This is a genomic window from Streptomyces sp. NPDC018263, assembly GCF_055562575.1.
On sequence record NZ_JBVHFA010000007.1, the window covers coordinates 124,060 to 141,595 of the forward strand.

17 protein-coding genes are annotated in these 17,536 nt (G+C 72.6%); 12 read left to right on the plus strand and 5 right to left on the minus strand.

Going from position 1 to position 17,536, the window contains the following annotated elements; all coding sequences use genetic code 11:
- The first annotated feature begins 131 nt into the window (after positions 1-131).
- Both ACZ3HQ_RS21040 and ACZ3HQ_RS21045 read left to right on the plus strand, forming a co-directional pair.
- A complete protein-coding gene (locus ACZ3HQ_RS21040; protein WP_467513002.1) occupies positions 132-1,685 on the plus strand; it encodes an FUSC family protein in 1,554 nt (517 codons plus the stop codon).
- A gap of 37 nt (positions 1,686-1,722) precedes the next feature.
- Positions 1,723-2,253, plus strand: a complete 531-nt coding sequence (locus tag ACZ3HQ_RS21045; RefSeq protein ID WP_467513004.1) for a MarR family winged helix-turn-helix transcriptional regulator — start codon at positions 1,723-1,725, stop codon at positions 2,251-2,253.
- Positions 2,254-2,262: 9 nt separating this feature from the next.
- On the opposite strand, the gene ACZ3HQ_RS21050 is transcribed toward ACZ3HQ_RS21045, so the two are convergent.
- On the minus strand, positions 2,263-2,655 hold the full coding sequence (locus ACZ3HQ_RS21050; RefSeq protein WP_467513006.1) for a VOC family protein: 393 nt from the start codon (positions 2,653-2,655) through the stop codon (positions 2,263-2,265).
- A 68-nt stretch (positions 2,656-2,723) separates the two neighbouring features.
- Between ACZ3HQ_RS21050 and ACZ3HQ_RS21055 the strand changes: the two genes are divergently transcribed.
- Positions 2,724-3,260: a GNAT family N-acetyltransferase gene (locus tag ACZ3HQ_RS21055; protein ID WP_467513008.1), complete on the plus strand. Its 537-nt coding sequence runs from the start codon at positions 2,724-2,726 to the stop codon at positions 3,258-3,260.
- Positions 3,261-3,309: 49 nt separating this feature from the next.
- Here the strand turns inward: ACZ3HQ_RS21055 and ACZ3HQ_RS21060 are convergent, their stop codons facing one another.
- Positions 3,310-3,993 carry a glycerophosphodiester phosphodiesterase gene (locus ACZ3HQ_RS21060; RefSeq protein ID WP_467513010.1) on the minus strand — a complete coding sequence of 228 codons (684 nt, stop codon included), beginning with the start codon at positions 3,991-3,993 and terminating at the stop codon, positions 3,310-3,312.
- A gap of 342 nt (positions 3,994-4,335) precedes the next feature.
- Between ACZ3HQ_RS21060 and ACZ3HQ_RS21065 the strand changes: the two genes are divergently transcribed.
- The 3 genes from ACZ3HQ_RS21065 to ACZ3HQ_RS21075 are packed head-to-tail and all read left to right on the plus strand — an operon-like array spanning position 4,336 to position 7,588.
- Positions 4,336-5,733, plus strand: a complete 1,398-nt coding sequence (locus ACZ3HQ_RS21065) for a DUF6421 family protein (protein ID WP_467513012.1) — start codon at positions 4,336-4,338, stop codon at positions 5,731-5,733.
- Between the two features lie 41 nt (positions 5,734-5,774).
- Complete coding sequence (locus tag ACZ3HQ_RS21070) at positions 5,775-6,521, plus strand: SDR family NAD(P)-dependent oxidoreductase (protein WP_467513544.1); 747 nt, start codon at positions 5,775-5,777, stop codon at positions 6,519-6,521.
- Positions 6,518-7,588, plus strand: coding sequence for a threonine aldolase family protein (locus ACZ3HQ_RS21075; protein ID WP_467513014.1), 1,071 nt, complete (start codon positions 6,518-6,520; stop codon positions 7,586-7,588). Before ACZ3HQ_RS21070 ends, ACZ3HQ_RS21075 begins: the two co-directional genes overlap by 4 nt.
- A 66-nt stretch (positions 7,589-7,654) precedes the next feature.
- Here ACZ3HQ_RS21075 and ACZ3HQ_RS21080 read toward each other — a convergent pair whose 3' ends face one another.
- Complete coding sequence (locus ACZ3HQ_RS21080; RefSeq protein ID WP_467513016.1) at positions 7,655-8,383, minus strand: lysophospholipid acyltransferase family protein; 729 nt, start codon at positions 8,381-8,383, stop codon at positions 7,655-7,657.
- A gap of 240 nt (positions 8,384-8,623) precedes the next feature.
- Between ACZ3HQ_RS21080 and ACZ3HQ_RS21085 the strand changes: the two genes are divergently transcribed.
- The 5 genes from ACZ3HQ_RS21085 to ACZ3HQ_RS21105 all read left to right on the plus strand — a co-directional run bounded on the left by ACZ3HQ_RS21085 (position 8,624) and on the right by ACZ3HQ_RS21105 (position 13,127).
- On the plus strand, positions 8,624-8,992 hold the full coding sequence (locus ACZ3HQ_RS21085) for a TlpA family protein disulfide reductase (protein ID WP_467513018.1): 369 nt from the start codon (positions 8,624-8,626) through the stop codon (positions 8,990-8,992).
- Positions 8,993-9,205: 213 nt separating this feature from the next.
- Positions 9,206-9,715: a flavin reductase family protein gene (locus ACZ3HQ_RS21090; protein WP_467513020.1), complete on the plus strand. Its 510-nt coding sequence runs from the start codon at positions 9,206-9,208 to the stop codon at positions 9,713-9,715.
- Positions 9,716-9,936: 221 nt separating this feature from the next.
- The gene (locus tag ACZ3HQ_RS21095) at positions 9,937-10,722 is read left to right on the plus strand and encodes an electron transfer flavoprotein subunit beta/FixA family protein (RefSeq protein ID WP_381073847.1); all 786 of its coding nucleotides are present in this window, start codon (positions 9,937-9,939) and stop codon (positions 10,720-10,722) included.
- Positions 10,723-10,776: 54 nt separating this feature from the next.
- A complete protein-coding gene (locus tag ACZ3HQ_RS21100; RefSeq protein ID WP_467513022.1) occupies positions 10,777-11,739 on the plus strand; it encodes an electron transfer flavoprotein subunit alpha/FixB family protein in 963 nt (320 codons plus the stop codon).
- A gap of 125 nt (positions 11,740-11,864) precedes the next feature.
- Complete coding sequence (locus ACZ3HQ_RS21105) at positions 11,865-13,127, plus strand: DUF6986 family protein (protein ID WP_467513024.1); 1,263 nt, start codon at positions 11,865-11,867, stop codon at positions 13,125-13,127.
- A 5-nt stretch (positions 13,128-13,132) separates the two neighbouring features.
- Here the strand turns inward: ACZ3HQ_RS21105 and ACZ3HQ_RS21110 are convergent, their stop codons facing one another.
- On the minus strand, positions 13,133-14,182 hold the full coding sequence (locus ACZ3HQ_RS21110) for a LacI family DNA-binding transcriptional regulator (RefSeq protein ID WP_467513026.1): 1,050 nt from the start codon (positions 14,180-14,182) through the stop codon (positions 13,133-13,135).
- Positions 14,183-14,439: 257 nt separating this feature from the next.
- On the opposite strand from ACZ3HQ_RS21110, the gene ACZ3HQ_RS21115 reads away from it, so the two are divergent.
- Positions 14,440-15,393 (plus strand): ROK family protein, encoded by a 954-nt coding sequence (locus tag ACZ3HQ_RS21115; protein WP_467513028.1) that lies wholly within the window; start codon positions 14,440-14,442, stop codon positions 15,391-15,393.
- Between the two features lie 45 nt (positions 15,394-15,438).
- On the opposite strand, the gene ACZ3HQ_RS21120 is transcribed toward ACZ3HQ_RS21115, so the two are convergent.
- Entirely contained in the window at positions 15,439-17,448 is a 2,010-nt protein-coding gene (locus ACZ3HQ_RS21120; protein WP_467513030.1) for an NPCBM/NEW2 domain-containing protein, read from the minus strand.
- Positions 17,449-17,536: the final 88 nt, after the last annotated feature.

Consider the following 17,536-nt stretch of genomic DNA (forward strand, 5'->3'; position numbering starts at 1 on the left):
CACGCCACGCGCAGCGCACGCGAGCGCAAGGGGGTGTACGGGGAGCGTTCACCGGAGCACGGCTTGTGACCAGGGCGGTTGCGGCCCGTCGATAAGTCTTTTACTGGTGAAACACCTGTTAAGTTATTTGTATGAGCAGCCGCCGCCTCCCCCTCATCCAGGCGCTCCGCCTCCAGGGGCCCTCCGCCATCTGGTTCAAGCCCGCGCTCAGCGTGGTCGTGTCGGCGGCCCCGCCCAACCTCCTCCTGCTGGCCCTCGGCCACCTCGACGTCGCCCTCTACACGATGGCCGGGTCCCTCTGCGCGCTCTACGCCCACCAGCGCCCCTACGCGGCCCGCGCCCGCGTCCTCGCCGGGGTCGTGCTCGGCATGACGGCCGGACTCGGCATCGCCCTGCTCGCCTCGGCGCTCACCCCCGGCCCTGTCGTCCTGGTGCTCGTCGGCGCCCTGCTGGCCGCAGCGCAGAAGACGGTCTGCGAGGCCACCCGAGTCGGCCCGCCCGGCAATGTCGTCGTCACCTTCATCAGCTCCGCCGCCCTGTTCGTCCCGCAGACCCTCGCCCAGGTCCCCGCCCACCTCGGACTGGCCCTCGCGGCCGGCGCCTGGGCCTGGCTCGTCTGCATGGTCCCCGGAGTGCTCCGCCCGCACGGCCCCGAGCGCCGGGCCGTCGCCGCAGCCCTCCGCGCCGCCGCCGACCTCGCCGACCTCGCCGACCAAGGCCACGCCCCGGCTCATGCCGCCCTGCATACCGCGTGGCAGGCCCTCCGCGCCCCCGGCACCCGCCCCGACCCCACCCGGCGCGCCCTCGAGAACCTGCTGCTCCGCGCCGAGACCGCCGACGCCGACCCCGGCCGACTCCGCGCCTGGGCCCAGGCCCTGCGCGGCACCGGCCCGGTACCGCAGACCGGAACCGCTCACGAGGCCGTCGCGCATCCCCGCCCGGCCCGCGTCCCCTTCACGCACCTGGCCCCCCTGGCCACCCGCACCGCCCTGGGCTGCGCGCTGGCCGGTCTGGCCGCCCTGTCCCTCGGAGTGGGCCGCCCCTACTGGGCCCTGGTCACCGCCGCCTCCCTCTACCAGGCGAACGTCACCCTCACCTGGAACCGGGGCATCCAGCGCGTCGTCGGCAACCTCCTCGGCGTGCTCGTCTTCGCCGCGCTCACCCCGCTGACCCACCTCCACCCCGTCACGCTCGTCCTGTGCTGCCTGGCGTGCAGCTTCGGCGCGGAGGCGCTCATCGCCCGCAACTACTGGCTCGGCACGGTCTGCGTCACCCCCATGGCGCTGCTCATCACCGAGTTCACCCACCTCCAGGACCCCGGCACGCTGATCACCCAGCGGGTGCTGGACACCCTGGTCGGCGCGCTCGCCGGGTTCGCCGCCGCCGTGATGGTCACCAACCGGCGGGCCGGTGACCGCGTGGACGACGCGCTGACCGCCGTCGAAGACGCGACCGCGCACACCGGGCACCTGCTGGTCCACCCCGCGCCCCCGGCGCTGCCCGCGGCCCGCCGCGCCCTCGCCCAGGCCCTGACCGACCTGCGCGCCACCACCGACGCGGCGCAGGGGGAGTGGTGGCAGCGCCCCTTCCCCGCCGAACGCCTCGCGCTCGCCGAGCAGGCCGGACACCGTACGCTCGCCGCGGCGGTGCGACACCGAGGAGTCGCACCCTTGAAGCAGGACTGACACGGCACGACAGCGGGACCACGGAGGACACACGGCCATGACGGACACCGGAAACCAGCACCCGAGGGCCGACACCGTCGCCTCGGTCGTCCGGCAGTGGCGTGCCGTGCACCCCGCGCTGGACACCGGGCCCATGGAGGTCATCGGCCGCATCAACCGCTGCGCCGCCCTCCTCCAGCAGGCCGAGGACGCCCCGCTGCGCCGGGCCGGGCTCAGCCGGGCGGAGTTCGACCTGCTCGGCGCGCTCCGCCGCACCGGCCACGAGCTGACGCCGGGGGAGCTGGCACGGGAGACCTTCTCCTCCGGGGCCGCCGTGACCAAGCGGGTCAAGCAGCTAACCCAGCGCGGACTGGTCGAGCGGCGCGGCGACACCCGCGACCGCCGCGTCTCCCACCTCCGCCTCACCGACGCCGGACGCGACCTCGTGGACGGCATCCTCCCCGAGCAACTCGCTTACGAAGAGGCGGTGTTGGCTGTGCTGACCCCCGAGCGCCAGGACGAGCTGTCCGGTCTGCTCGCCGGCCTCCTCGACGGACTGGAGGGCCGGCTGGGCGCCCTGCGCGGCTGAAGCGCGGTGTCAGATGCCCGGCCGGTACCGCAGCGGATGGTCCGCAGGGGTCTCCACCAGCACGATCGGGAGGCCGTCCGGGTCGGCGATCCACATCTCGATCAGCCCCCACGGCTCCCGGACCGGCGCCCGCACGATCTCCACGCCCTCGGCCACCAGCTCGTCGTGCGCGGCGGCCGCGTCAGGCACCTGGAGCCACAGCCGCACCGACGGCGCGAGCGGGGTCTGCGACCGGCCGGACAGTTCGAGGAAGCCGCCGCCCAGGAAGTAGACGGTCCCGCGCTCGGGGCCCTCCCCGAACTCGCGGTACACGGCGAGCCCGAGCTGATCGCCGTAGAAGGCACGCGAGCGATCGGGGTCCGTGGGGCGGATGAGGGTCCGGCTGCCCAGTACATGCACCATGCGAGCGGAGCCTAGTCGCCCGGCTAGGCTCGTCCCTGTTCAGCCGCGCCCAGATCGGAGTACACCCCATGGACACCCCCACCGGACCGACGTTCCGCGACGCCACCGACGCCGACGTGGACGCCCTCGTCGCGCTCGTCGAGTCAGCGTACCGGGGGGACGCCAGCCGGGCCGGGTGGACCACCGAGGCGGACATCCTGGACGGGCAGCGCACCGACCCCGAGGGTGTCCGCCAGGTCATCAAGACGCCCGACAGCAGGCTGCTCGTGGTGGAGCGGGAGGGCCGGATCGTCGCCTGCTGCCAGCTCGAACACCGGGGTACGCACGCCTACTTCGGCATGTTCGCGGTCAGCCCCGCTCTCCAGGGGGCGGGCCTGGGCAAGGCGGTCATGGCGGAGGCGGAGCGGCTGGCGCGGGCCGACTGGGGCGCCACCGAGATGCACATGACGGTGATCTCGGTCCGCGACGACCTGATCGGCTGGTACGAGCGCCGGGGCTACCGCCGTACGGGCGAGACGACCCCGTTCCCGTACGGCGATGAGCGCTTCGGCATCCCGCGCCGCCCCGACCTGCGCTTCGAGCTGCTGGTCAAGCCGCTGGTTTGACGGCGGCCCGGCCCGCGCGCCGAAGCCGTGGGTGTGACGGTGTCCCGGTCTACGCGGTGAAGCGGCCGGTGCGCTTGATGTCCGGCAGGTCGGTGGTCGCGCCGTCCAGTTGCAGGGCGCGCACCAGCCGCAGCTCGTCCTGGGTGTTCACCACCCAGGCGAAGACCCTGAGCCCCGCCGCGCGCGCCTTCTCCACTACCTCCAGCGTCAGCCGGCGGACGTCCAGGCAGAGGGTCGCCGCGCCGACCGCGACCGCGCGGTCCACCACCTCGGGGCCGTAGTGCTCGGCCACCAGCGCGGTGCGCACCCCCGGCACCAGCCGGGAGATCCCGGCGAGCGCCTCGTCGTGGAAGGAGATGACCTCCACGCGGGAGACCAGGTCCCGCCGGAGCATCACCTCCGCCAGCGCCTTCGCGGCGGCCACGTCCTTGATCTCGGCCTGGATCGGCGCCCGGACCGCGTCCAGCACCTCTTCGAACACCGGCACCCGCTCGCCCCGCCCCGCGTCCAGGGCGCGCAGCTCCGCGAGGGTCTTCTCGGCGATCTGCCCGGTGCCGTCCGTGGTGCGGTCCACCGCGGCGTCGTGCATGACGATCAGCGCACCGTCCTTGCTCAGGTGCAGATCGAGTTCGATCAGGTCCAGCCCGGCCCGCTCGGCGGCGGCGAAGGAACGGAGCGTGTTCTCGGGCTCGACACCCATGACCCCACGGTGCCCGATGGTAAGGAAGTTCAAGGTTCAACTCGCTTCCGTCGACGGCGGATCGGCTTTCGCGGACCCGACGGAGTGTCGTCGTCCGCACGCCTGGCTCGCAGCCTAACGGCGATGCCCCCACCTGGGCGATCGCGGAGTTCCCGGCGCGGCGCCGGGCGCTTTATGGCCGGAACGGGGCGCCCGGTCACGCTCCTGGACCGCCTGAGGACTCCAAGTGAAAGTGAGCGTGGTCACGGTTTGAGGCGGGAAAAACAGCGGTCACCATGCGGCCGCGCAGAATAATTTCCCGATCCCCCTCTTGTTCGGCAAAACGGGGTATGCATACGGTGTCCATACGCGAGGTTCTCCCGTGGAGGATGGGACATGACGGAAATTCTTGTGCAGGCCGGTCCGGAGGGACAGGTTCCTTCGCTGACCAGGGTGGTCGAGCACCCGGCGTGGCCCGTTCTCAAGGCCGCGGTGGAGCAGATCCGGCCATGGCAGTCGAAGGACGGCTCGATCGACTTCACCGCCGAGGGCGCCCCCGGGCGGGCCGAGGCCGAGGCGGCCGTGGATCGGGTCGTGGACGCGGTGGAGGAGCTCTCTCCGCTGCTCCCGCACGACGCGGCCTACCACCACGCGCTGGTGGCCGACCTGCGTCGCTGGGCCGAGGGCGGCTTCGAGGTGCCGGACTTCCTGGACTCGCTGCTGGCGTTCCAGCCGGCGGCCGGCCGCGCGGACGGCCTCCAGCACCTGGTCGTCTTCCCGATGTACACGCAGAACGGCAACCCGGACCGCAATCTCGAGGCGGTCGTGCTGCGCATGGTCTGGCCGGACTGGCTGGCCGAGCTGGAGCGCACCCGGTACGACAACCCGCTGTTCTGCGGCATCACCTTCGAGGACTTCACGGCTGGCTACGACACCAACTCCGCCGTCCTCTTCCCGGAGACCATCGCCGTCCGCGAGGCGCCGGAACGTTTCTCCTGGGGTGGCATCTTCTGCGACCGCGAGGCCGCCCGCTTCCGCCGGGTCACCGACGCCGCCGTCGGCATCCTGGGCCTGGAGCTGCCCGAGGACATCGCCGCGATGGTGCACGACCAGAAGCGCTGCGAAGAGGCGTTCGTGCTCTGGGACATGGTCCACGACCGCACCCACAGCCACGGCGACCTGCCGTTCGACCCCTTCATGATCAAGCAGCGCCAGCCGTTCTGGATGTACGGCCTGGAGGAGCTGCGCTGCGACCTCACCGCCTTCAAGGAGGCCGTGAAGCTTGAGGCGGACGGCGTCCCGCAGGCCCGTGACGTGCAGTACGCGGTGCTCTTCGACCGGATGTTCCGCTTCCCGGTCACCGGCGACCGCGTCCGCAACTACGACGGGCTCGGCGGCCAGCTCCTCTTCGCCTACCTGCACAAGCACGACGTGGTCCGCTGGACCGACAACAAGCTCGCCATCGACTGGGAGCGCGCCCCGCAGGTCACCAACCAGCTCTGCGCCGACATCGAGCAGCTCTACCGCGACGGCATCGACCGCCCCAAGCTGGTCCACTGGTTCGCCGGGTACGAGCTCGTCGCCTCCTACCTCTCCCCGCACCCCGGCTCCAAGTGGGCCAAGGGCCCCGACGCCCTCGACCTGAGCCTGCCGCCGCGCAAGCTGGTCGACGACGTGCTCCCGGACGAGTTTCCGCTGAGCATGTTCTACGAGGCACTGGCCAAGAAGCTGAAGAATGTGATCGCCGAGACCAAGGGCATCACCGCGGACGGCGCCGAGCGGATCGCCGCGTGAGCGACCGCCGCGACGACACGGCAGTGGGAGAAGGGAAGACGATGCAGAACGGGGCTCTTCGGGGCGCGGTGATCGCGGTCGCCGGAGCAGGCGGACCGGCGGGACGGGCCACCCTGATCAGGCTCGCCGAGGCGGGCGCGACCGTGGTCGGCGCGGACAACGACCCCGCCCGGCTGGCGGAGGCCGTGGACGCGGCCCGCTACGCCAACGGCGGCGCCACGGTCACCGGCGAGACGGTCGACCTGCTGGACCTCGACTCCACCCGCGCCTGGGCCTCGGGCATCGAGAAGGAGTTCGGCCGCGTCGACGGCCTGGTCCACCTGGTCGGCGGCTGGCGCGGCGGCGCCAAGTTCGACGACACCGACCTCGCCGACTGGGACCTGCTGGAGAAGCTGCTGGTCCGTACCGTCCAGCACACCTCGCTGGCCTTCTACGACGCGCTCCAGCGCGCCGGTGACGGCCGCTACCTGCTGATCAGTGCCGCCGGCGCGTCCAAGCCGACCGCGGGGAACGCCGCGTACTCCGCCGCCAAGGCAGCGGCCGAGGCGTGGACGCTGGCCATGGCCGACGGCTTCCGCAAGGCGGGGGGCGAGGACGGACCGCGGGCCGCGGCTGCCATCCTGGTGGTGAAGGCGCTGGTGCACGACGCGATGCGCGCGGAGCGGCCAGGCGCGAAGTTCGCGGGCTTCACGGACGTCAAGGAGCTGGCCGAGGCCATCGAGGGCGTCTGGGACCGGCCCGCCGCCGAAGTGAACGGAAACCGTCTGTGGCTGACCGAGAAGCCGTGAACCCTCCCAGGACCGACGCCCGTCGCCACCACGACCCGCAGGTTCGCGGTTTCGCCAGCGACAACTACGCCGGGGCGCACCCCGAGGTGCTCGCCGCCGTGGCGCTGGCCAACGGCGGCCACCAGGTCGCCTACGGCGAGGACGAGTACACCGAGAACCTCCAGCGGATCATCCGCAGCCACTTCGGCGCCACCGCCGAGGCGTTCCCGGTGTTCAACGGCACCGGGGCCAACGTCGTCGCGCTCCAGGCGGTCACCGACCGCTGGGGCGCGGTGATCTGCGCCGAGAGCGCGCACATCAACGTGGACGAGGGCGGCGCGCCCGAGCGGATGGGCGGGCTGAAGCTGCTCACCGTGCCCACCCCGGACGGCAAGCTCACCCCCGAGCTGATCGACCGGCAGGCGTTCGGCTGGGACGACGAGCACCGGGCGATGCCCCAGGTCGTCTCGATCACCCAGTCCACCGAGCTGGGCACCCTCTACACGCCCGAGGAGATCCGCGCGATCTGCGAGCACGCCCACGCGCACGGCATGAAGGTGCACCTGGACGGCTCCCGGATATCCAACGCCGCCGCCTCGCTGAACGTCCCCATGCGGGCGTTCACCAACGCGGTCGGCGTCGACATCCTCTCGATGGGCGGGACGAAGAACGGCGCCCTGTTCGGCGAGGCGGTCGTCGTCATCAACCAGGACGCCGTCTCGCACATGAAGCACCTGCGCAAGCTGTCCATGCAGCTCGCGTCCAAGATGCGCTTCGTCTCCGTGCAGTTGGAGGCCCTGTACGCCAAGGACCTCTGGCTGCGCAACGCCCGGCACGCCAACGAGATGGCCCAGCGGCTCGCCGAGGGCGTCCGCGCGGTGCACGGTGTGGAGATCCTGCACCCGGTGCAGGCCAACGGCGTCTTCGCCCGGCTCCCGCACGACGTGAGCGTCCGGCTGCAGAAGCGGTTCCGCTTCTACTTCTGGGACGAGGCGGCCGGTGACGTCCGCTGGATGTGCGCCTTCGACACCACCGAGGACGACGTGGACACCTTCGTGGCGGCGCTCAAGGAGGAGATGGCCCGCTGAGGGCCCGCTCAAGACAGAAGAACGGCCCGGCCGGACGGGGAATCGTCCGGCCGGGCCGTCGTCGTCTCAGAGGGCCTCGGCCGCGCGCAACTGCTCGTTCGTCGGGGCCGTGCCGCCCAGGTGGGCCGGGAGCCACCAGGAGTCCTCGGCGCCCTTCGGGCGGGCCGGGTAGGCGCGCTGGGCGGCGTCCAGCAACTCCTGGACGCCCTCGCGCAGCCGGCGGGTGATCGCGCCCGCGTACTGCTCGCGCGACGCCTCCAGCGCCTCGCCGACCCGCATGGTGATCGGGGTGTGGCTGCGCTTGAAGTTGCGCGGCCGGCCCTTGGTCCACAGCCGCTGGGTGCCCCACACCGCCATCGGCACCAGCGGGACTCCGGCCTCCTGCGCGAGGCGCGCGGCACCGGACTTGAAGCTCTTCAGCGTGAAGGACTGCGAGATCGTCGCCTCGGGGAACACCCCGATGATCTCCCCGGCGCGCAGTGACTCCAGCGCGTGCGCGTACGCCGTCTCGCCCTGTTCGCGGTCGACCGGGATGTGCTTCATGCCGCGCATCAGCGGGCCCGACACCTTGTGCCGGAACACCGACTCCTTGGCCATGAACCGCACCAGGCGCTTCTGCGGCAGCGCGGCCAGGCCGTTGAAGATGAAGTCCAGGTAGCTGATGTGATTGCTCACCAGGACGGCACCGCCGGAGCGCGGGATGTTCTCCGACCCCTGGCAGTCGATCTTGAGGTCCCAGACCTTGAACATCGTCTTGGCGAGACCGACGACGGGACGGTAGACCAGCTCTGCCATAAGCGGGGTGGTCCCTTTCTGCTCTGCTCGGGAAAGGGGGCTCCCGGCGGGAAGTTACGGAGCCGTAGGTTTACGGCTCTCGCAGATCGTGCCCCAAGAACGGACGGGTGACCAGTCCTGGTGCCCCGTGGCGGCGAGATCCTCGTCACGTCCGCCCCTGACCCCCTCTTTCGGAGGCGGGGAATCCATTCGGCCCTCGATGTGCTGGTGTTGAGGACGGACCGGACGAGCGGCGCCGCCATGGCGGCAGGGTGGAGGAGACAGGTGGGCGGGGCGGACGACGTACGGCGGCTGACGGCGGCCGACCTCGGCGGCGAACCGGGGGAGCGGGCCACCCTCGTGCAGTTCTCCTCCGCCTTCTGCGCGCCCTGCCGGGCCACCCGGCGCACCCTCGCCGAGGTCGCCCGGATGGTGCCCGGCGTCGCCCACGTCGAGATCGACGCGGAGGCCCGGCTGGAACTCGTGCGCGAACTCGGCGTCCTGAAGACCCCCACCGTGCTCGTCCTCGACGCGAAGGGAGCGGTCGTGCGGCGCGCCCAGGGGCAGCCACGCAGGGCCGATGTCATCGCCGCGCTGGGCGACGCCGTCGACGGGCGGCACGGTGGCTGAGCGCTCCCGGGCGCCCCGGCGGCGACTTGACTGCGCCCGCCGTCTGTCGTCAGCCTGGCCCGGTGCCGATCGAACACCTTCTCGTCGGACCGGTCGCCCCCGGCGGACCGGTCGCCCCCGGCGGACCGGGCCGCCTCGGGAGCGCCCGCTGCCGGGCCCGTTGAACAGCACCGGACCTCACCAGCTCGCCCCCGTCAGCAGAAGGACGACCCCATGACGGCCACCCCCGGCCTCGGTTCCCGTCAGCCCGCCTCGCCGGACCTGCTGCGTTCCGTCTTCCGCCGGCACGCGGCCGGTGTCGCGGTGATCACCGCGCGCGGCGAGCACGGCCCGGTCGGCTTCACCGCCACCTCGCTCAGCTCGGTCTCCGCCGAGCCGCCGATGATCTCCTTCGGGATAGGCACCGGCGGGTCGAGCTGGCCCGCCATCGAGCGCACCGACCACGTCGGTGTGCATCTGCTCGCCGAGCACCAGAGCGACCTCGCCGCCACCTTCGCCCGCAGCGGCGCCGACCGCTTCGGGGCGGCCACCGCGTGGCGCGAGGGGCCCGAGCGGGTGCCGGTGCTGGACGACGTGCTCGCCTGGCTGGTGTGCCGGATCGTGGGCCGGGTACCGGCCGGGGATCACCGGATCGTGCTCGCCGAGGTACTGCTCGGCGACCCGTCCGGCCACGGCCGTCCGCTGCTCTATCACCAGGGACGCTTCAACGCCCTGCGGGACTGAGCGGGTTGGGCCCCGGCTCGGTGGAGCCGTCGAGTTCCGGTTACGCTGCGTTGCGAAGGTCACAGTTCAAAGCGCTTGCTTAGCGGGCAGGAACTGGATGTACTGACGAGTAATATTTCGGTCGGAGCGCGCGGACGCCCCGACCGCGATCGGCCGCTTGAGGCGCCTATGCTGCACTTCAAGAGGCAGCCCGGAAAAGACGATGCAGTAGGAGAGCCGGCGTGAGCTTGAGGATCGTTGTCACTGTGAAGTACGTGCCCGACGCCACTGGCGACCGGCACTTCGCCGATGACCTGACCGTCGACCGCGACGACGTGGACGGTCTGCTCTCCGAACTCGACGAGTACGCGGTGGAGCAGGCCCTGCAGATCGCGGACGAGGCGGACGACGCCGAGGTCACCGTGCTGACCGTCGGCCCCGAGGACGCGAAGGACGCGCTGCGCAAGGCGCTCTCGATGGGTGCCGACAAGGCGATCCACGTCGAGGACGACGACCTGCACGGCACCGACGTCATGGGCACCTCGCTGGTGCTGGCCAAGGCCATCGAGAAGGCCGGTTACGACCTGGTGATCTCCGGCATGGCCTCCACCGACGGCACCATGGGCGTCGTTCCGGCGCTGGTCGCCGAGCGTCTGGGCGTCCCGCAGGTCACGCTGCTCTCCGAGGTCTCGGTCGAGGACGGCACCGTCAAGGGCCGCCGTGACGGCGACGCCGCCTCCGAGCAGCTCGAGGCGTCCCTGCCGGCCGTGGTCTCCGTGACGGACCAGTCGGGCGAGGCGCGTTACCCGTCGTTCAAGGGCATCATGGCGGCCAAGAAGAAGCCGGTGGAGTCCTGGGACCTGTCCGACCTCGACATCGAGGCGGAGGAGGTCGGTCTCGAGGGCGCGTGGACCAAGGTCGAGACCGCGACCGAGCGCCCGGCGCGCACCGCGGGCACGATCGTCAAGGACGAGGGCGAGGGCGGCAAGCAGCTCGCCGAGTACCTCGCGGGCCAGAAGTTCATCTAAGGGCCCGCAACCCGCCGACCGCCCCTCAACTTCGTTACGCAGGAGAGCAATCCCATGGCTGAAGTCCTCGTCTACGTCGATCACGTGGACGGTGCCGTCCGCAAGCCCACCCTGGAGCTGCTGACGCTGGCCCGCCGCATCGGCGAGCCCGTCGCCGTCGCCCTGGGCAACGGCGCCGCCGACACCGTCGCCGCCCTCGCCGAGCACGGCGCGGTGAAGGTACTCACCGACGACGCCTCCGAGTACGCCGACTACCTGGTGGTCCCCAAGGTCGACGCGCTCCAGGCCGCCGTCGAGGCCGTCTCCCCGGCCGCCGTGCTGGTCCCGTCCTCCGCCGAGGGCAAGGAGATCGCCGCCCGTCTGGCGCTGCGCATCGGCTCCGGTCTGATCACCGACGCCGTCGACCTGGAGGCCGGGGCCGAGGGTCCCGTCGCCACCCAGTCGGTGTTCGCCGCGTCGTACACCACCAAGTCCCAGGTCACCAAGGGCACCCCGGTCATCACGGTCAAGCCGAACTCGGCCGCCGTGGAGGCCGCCCCGGCCGCCGGCGCGGCCGAGGCCCTGTCGGTGTCCTTCTCGGACCAGGCGACCGGCACCAAGGTCACCGGCCGCACCCCGCGCGAGTCCACGGGCCGCCCGGAGCTGACCGAGGCCGCGATCGTGGTCTCCGGTGGCCGTGGCGTCAACGGCGCGGAGAACTTCGCGCTGATCGAGGCCCTCGCCGACTCGCTCGGTGCCGCCGTCGGCGCCTCGCGTGCCGCCGTCGACGCCGGCTGGTACCCGCACACCAACCAGGTCGGCCAGACCGGCAAGTCGGTCTCGCCGCAGCTCTACATCGCCAACGGCATCTCCGGCGCCATCCAGCACCGCGCCGGCATGCAGACGTCGAAGACGATCGTCGCGGTCAACAAGGACCCCGAGGCCCCGATCTTCGACCTGGTCGACTACGGCGTGGTCGGCGACCTCTTCGAGGTCGTCCCCCAGCTCACCGAGGAAGTCAAGACCCGCAAGGGCTGACCCCCACGGCGCCGGACGAGGCCCCCGCGACCGACACGGTCGCGGGGGCCTCGCCCTGTTGTTGACCCGCCGGAATCGCCCTGGATAGCGTCCGTCGACGGTGTGTCGAGGCCGGAGGGTGCGGGATGGGTCGGCAGGAGCATGTGAGGACGAGTCTCGGCGCGGAGGTCGGCAAGGAGGTCGACGGGCTTCTCGCGCCCGTGGACGCCGAGTTGGCGCTCCGGTACCCCGGCGACCCCGGCACGCGTCAGCCCGTGCACACCGTGTACGTGCCCGGTGATGCCTTCGGCGCGGGGACCGTGCGCGAGTGGGGCGACCGGGCGCTGGCCGCGCTCGACGAACACGCCCCGGACGCGGGCTCGTTCGCGGCCGTGCTCGGGCTGGACGGGGAACTCGCCGGGCCGGTGTACGACCGGGTCCGGGCCAAGCTGGAGCGCGAACCCGTCGAGGATCTGCGCGTCGACTTCGAGGACGGGTACGGGCACCTGCCGGACGCCGAGGAGGACGAGGACGCCGCCCGTGCCGCCCGGCTGCTCGCGAAGGACGCGCCCCCGTACCTGGGTGTCCGCGTGAAGTGCATGGAGGCGGGGGTGCGGGAGCGGGGCATCCGTACCCTCGACGTCTTCCTCACCGGGCTGCTGGCGGCCGGGGGGCTGCCCGAGGGGCTGAACCTGACGCTGCCGAAGGTGACGTACGCCGAGCAGGTCGGCGCGTTCGCTCGGGTGCTGGACGCCTTCGAGCGGGCGCACGGGCTGGCGGCCGGGCGGCTCGGCTTCGAGATCCAGATCGAGACCAGCCAGGCGATCCTCGCCACCGACGGCACGGCCACCGTCGCCCGTATGATCCAGGCCGCCGGAGGCCGGGCCACCGGACTGCACTACGGCACCTTCGACTACAGCGCCGCCCTCGGGGTCTCCGCCGCCCACCAGGCCCCCGACCACCCCGCCGCCGACCACGCCAAGGCGGTGATGCAGGTCGCCGCCGCCGGGACCGGCGTACGCGTCTCGGACGGCTCCACCAACGTGCTGCCGGTCGGCCCGACCGCGCAGGTCCACGACGCCTGGCGGCTGCACTACCGGCTCACCCGCCGCGCTTTGGCCCGCGCCTACCACCAGGGGTGGGACATGCACCCGGGTCATCTGCCGACCCGGTACGCGGCCGTCTTCGCCTTCTACCGCGAGGGGTTCGCGGCGGCTGCGGCCCGGCTCGCTGCCTACAGCGCGCGCACCCAGGGGGCTGTGCTGGACGAGCCCGCCACCGCACGGGCGCTGAGCGGCTATCTGCTCCGGGGCCTGCACTGCGGCGCCCTGGACGGCGCGGAGGTGACGGCCGCGAGCGGGCTGAGCCGGGCCGAGCTGGAGGAACTGGCGGCCGTCCGCCCCCAGTAGCGCCCTCAGTCCGCCGGGGGCAGTTCGCCCGAGCCGCGCGTGATCAGCCGGGTCGGGAGTTCGAGGCGTTCCGGGGTGCCCAGGGCGCCGTCGAGGCGCTGGAAGAGACGGTCGGCTGCGGTGCGGCCGAGGGCGGCCGCGTCCTGGGCGACGACCGTCACGCCCGGCTGGAGCAGGTCGGCCAGCTCGAAGTCGTCGAACCCGACCAGGGCGACCGGCCGGGTGTGCTCGGCCAGGACCCGGATCACGGTGACCGTCACCCGGTTGTTGCCGGTGAAGACGGCGGTGACCGGGTCGGGTCCGGCGAGCATCTCCTCGGTGGCCCGCCGCACCCGCTCCGGATCGGTCGCCCCCAGCGACATCCAGCCCTCCGCGACCGGTATCCCCGCGTCCTCCATCGCCGCCCGGTAGCCGCGCAGCCGCTCGGCGGCCGTGTGGATGCGGGGCATGTCGCCGATGAAGCCGATCCTGCGGTGGCCGTGCGCGATCAGATGGGCCACCCCGTCGCGGGCGCCGCCGAAGTTGTCCGACAGGACGACGTCCGCGTCGATGCCCCCGGCCGGCCGGTCCACGAACACCGTGGCCACGCCCGCCCGGATCTCCGGCTCCAGATACCGGTGGTCGTCCCCGGCCGGGATCACCACCAGACCGTCCACCCGCCGCGCGCACAGCGCCAGCGCCAACTCCTGCTCCCGCTCCGGGTCCTCCGCGCTGGACCCGTTGATCAGCAGCGCCCCGTGCGCGCGGGCCACCTCCTCGACGGCGCGGCTGAGCGGCCCGTAGAACGGGTCCGCGAGATCCTCCAGCACCAGGCCGATGCTCGCGGTACGGCCCTTGCGCAGTACGCGCGCGCTGTCGTTGCGCCGGAATCCCAGCGCCTCGATCGCCTCCCGCACCCGCCGCTCGGTGTCCGGGGTGACGCCCGGCTCGCCGTTGACCACGCGGGACACCGTCTTCAGGCCGACCCCGGCCCGGGCGGCCACGTCCTTCATGGTGGGCCGGTTGCCGTAAGGGCTGCCGTTGGCGCGGTCTGCTCGGCGGGTGGTCTCGGGCACGGTGCGGTGTCCTGTCCTGTTGTCCGGGGGTGACGCGGGTTGTCCGGAGGGTGACGCGGGCTGGAGCGGGGTACTACGGGGTACTGCGGGGAATCAAAGGCCGGTACCGGCATGTGGCGTCGAGCATAGAACCTGGACAACGTTGTCAGGTGCGCGAGAGACTGTCCACCGCCGTCCCCGCCCGCGCCCCCACCGCGACCAGGCCGGGGACGCCCACCACATCACCACTTACGGCTCGACGGGGAGACCAGACTCAGATGCACACCGACCTCGTGGCGGCCCTGGACATCGGCGGTACCAAGATCGCCGGTGCGCTGGTGGACGGCCATGGCCGGATTCAGGCGCGCACCCAGCGCGCGACGCCCGCGCGTCAGGATGGCGAAACGGTCATGCGGGCCGTCGAGCAGGTGCTCGGCGACCTCGCCGCCTCGCCGTTGTGGGGACGCGCCTCCATGGTCGGCATCGGCAGCGCCGGACCGGTGGATGCCTCGGCGGGGACCGTCAGCCCGGTCAACGTGCCCGGCTGGCGCGGCTTCCCGCTCGTCGAGCGGGTGCGCGCGGCGACCGGCGGCCTGCCGGTCGAGCTGATCGGCGACGGCGTCGCCATCACCGCCGCCGAGCACTGGCAGGGCGCCGCGCGCGGCCACGACAACGCCCTGTGCATGGTGGTCTCCACCGGCGTCGGCGGCGGACTGGTCCTCGGCGGCCGACTGCACCCCGGACCCACCGGCAACGCCGGTCACATCGGCCACATCAGCGTCGACCTGGACGGCGAGCCCTGCCCGTGCGGCGCGCGCGGCTGTGTGGAGGGTCTGGCCAGCGGTCCCAACATCGCCCGCCGGGCACTGGCGGACGGCTGGCGGCCCGGCCCGGACGGCGACACCTCCGCCGCCGCCGTGGCGGACGCGGCCCGCCGGGGCGACCCGGTCGCCGTGGCCTCCTTCGAGCGGGCCGCGCAGGCCCTCGCGGCCGGGATCGCGGCGACCGCGACCCTGGTCGAGATCGACATCGCGGTGATCGGCGGCGGCGTCGGCAAGGCGGGCGACGTGCTCTTCGCTCCGCTGCGCAAGGCCCTCGCGGACTACGCCACCCTCTCCTTCGTCCAGCGGCTCACCGTGGTGCCCGCCCGGATGGGCACCGACGCCGGCCTGGTCGGCGCCGCGGCCGCCGCGCTGGCCCTCCGGCCGGACGCGACCGCCGCCGGAGTCTAGAAGCCGCGCGTGGCCACGGGGAACGCCCCCGTGGCCACGGCCGGTTCAGCAGCTCAGCCGGGCGTCCGCCCAGTCCGCGTGGTCGGAGTCGGTGCCGTCGCCGCCGTCGGTGACGACCAGCCGCACCACCCGCGCGCCGGTGACCTCGGCGGTGAGCGGCTTGGCCGAGTCGGCGTTGGTCAGCACGCCCGTCGAGGCGGCCTTCACCCCGTCCGCCCAGATCTCGAACGCCACGCTGCCCTTCACGCCCTTCTCGTCGTCCACGCCGACCTCGGCGGTGACCTTCTCGCAGTGCCGCCCGGCGTAGTACGCGACCTCACTGGCCGCGTGCACCCCGAGTCCCTTGGCGTACACCGTGGAGCCGACGGTGAGCGGAGAGCCGTCGCCCGCCGCGGCCTCCCCGTTGCTGGTGTCCCGCTCCACCGGCCCCCACCCGCTGACCGCCGACAGCCACGGCAGGTCGCTCGCATACGAGGTCCCGGCAGGCGGCGGCACCACCACGGACGCGGTGACCGGCAGCGCACTGGTGACCCGCTCCCCGGCGGGCGAGCGGTACCGCACGCGCAGCGAGAAGGAGTACGACCCGACCGGCGTCCCCGGCGGCGCCGTCACCCGCCAACGGGTGCGCAGCGAAGCTCCGTTGGGCAGGGTGGCCGCCGTGCTGGAAGAGAGGGCGCGTACGGCCCAGCCGTCCGGGCCGGTCAGTGCGGCCGAGACCTCGCGGGCCGGGGTGCGGCCCAGGCCGGTGACGGTCGTGGTGAGCGTGGCCGGAGTGTCCCGCTCGATGAACGGGGTCTCGGTAAGGCCGAGTTCGACGGCGGGCGGATGTTCCGCCCAGTGGCCGTCGGCCGACACCCGGAGCAGCACGGTGCCGTGGGCCGGGACGGTGGCCGCGATGGTGCCGGCCGTGTTGGTGTCGCGGTGCTGCCAGAGGTCGCGCTGGGTGTAGCCGGGGGCGCGGGGCAGTCCCACGGCGGCGGCACTGGTGGCGACGCGCTGTGCGGTTCCGGACTCGTTGAAGAGGGCGACCGCGCGGCTGCCGTCCGCCATCTCCTTGGCGACCACCCAGCGGCCGCCCTCGCTGGAGACCACCGTGCCCTGCCGGCCCAGCGGGTCCTGGTCGACCGCGATGACCTCCTTGTTGCCCAGGATGTCCAGGGTCGCGGGGGAGGCGCTGCGCAGGTCGGTGCCGATGAGCAGCGGGGCCGCCATGACCGCCCAGAGCGAGAAGTGCGAGCGGTACTCGGTGTCGGTCATCCCGCCGTTGCCGACCTCCAGCATGTCGGGGTCGTTGAAGTGCCCGGGACCGGCGTACGGGGCGAGGGGGAGGTTCTGCTTGAGGATGGAGAGCATCGAGCCCCAGTTGTCGCTGATGTCCCCGGTGGTGCGCCAGAGCTGGCCCACGTCGGAGGCCCACTCCCAGGGCTTGTTCTGGCCCCACTCGCAGATGCTGTAGACGATCGGGCGCCCGGTGGCCCGCAGGGCGTCGCGCATGGTGCGGTAGCGCTGCTGGGCGTCCACGCCCTGGTTGTTGCAGTTGTCGTACTTCAGGTAGTCCACGCCCCAGTCCGCGAACTGCCGGGCGTCGCTCTCCTCGTGGCCCAGCGCGCCGGGGAAGCCTGCGCCGTCGCAGGTCTTGGTGCCGGCGCTGGTGTAGATGCCGAGCTTGAGGCCCTTGGCGTGGACGTAGTCCGCGACCGCCGAGATGCCGTGCGGGAAGCGGACGGGGTCCGGGACGAGCTTGCCGTCGGCGTTCCGCTGGGGGAGCGCCCAGCAGTCGTCGAGGTTGACGTACTGGTACCCGGCGTCCTTGAGGCCCTCGGTCACGAAGAGGTCGGCGATGCCCTTGACCATGTCCTCGTTGAACTCGGCCCGGCAGTGCGTGGAGTTCCAGTTGTTGAAGCCCATCGGCGGGGTGGGCGCCAGGTCCTCGGCGGGGGCCGCAGGAGGGGGTGCGGCGGTGGCCGGGGCGGCGAGACCGCCCGCGCTCAACAGTGCCGTCAGGAGTAGGGCGGCTGCTCGGATGTGGTGCGTGCGGGGACGAGGGTGACGCATCGTCGACGTTCCTCCGGCTCGCGGTGGACAGGGACGGGCACCGGTGCGCGATCACGGTAGGACGTGTCCGAGTCTGTTGGAAGGGCTG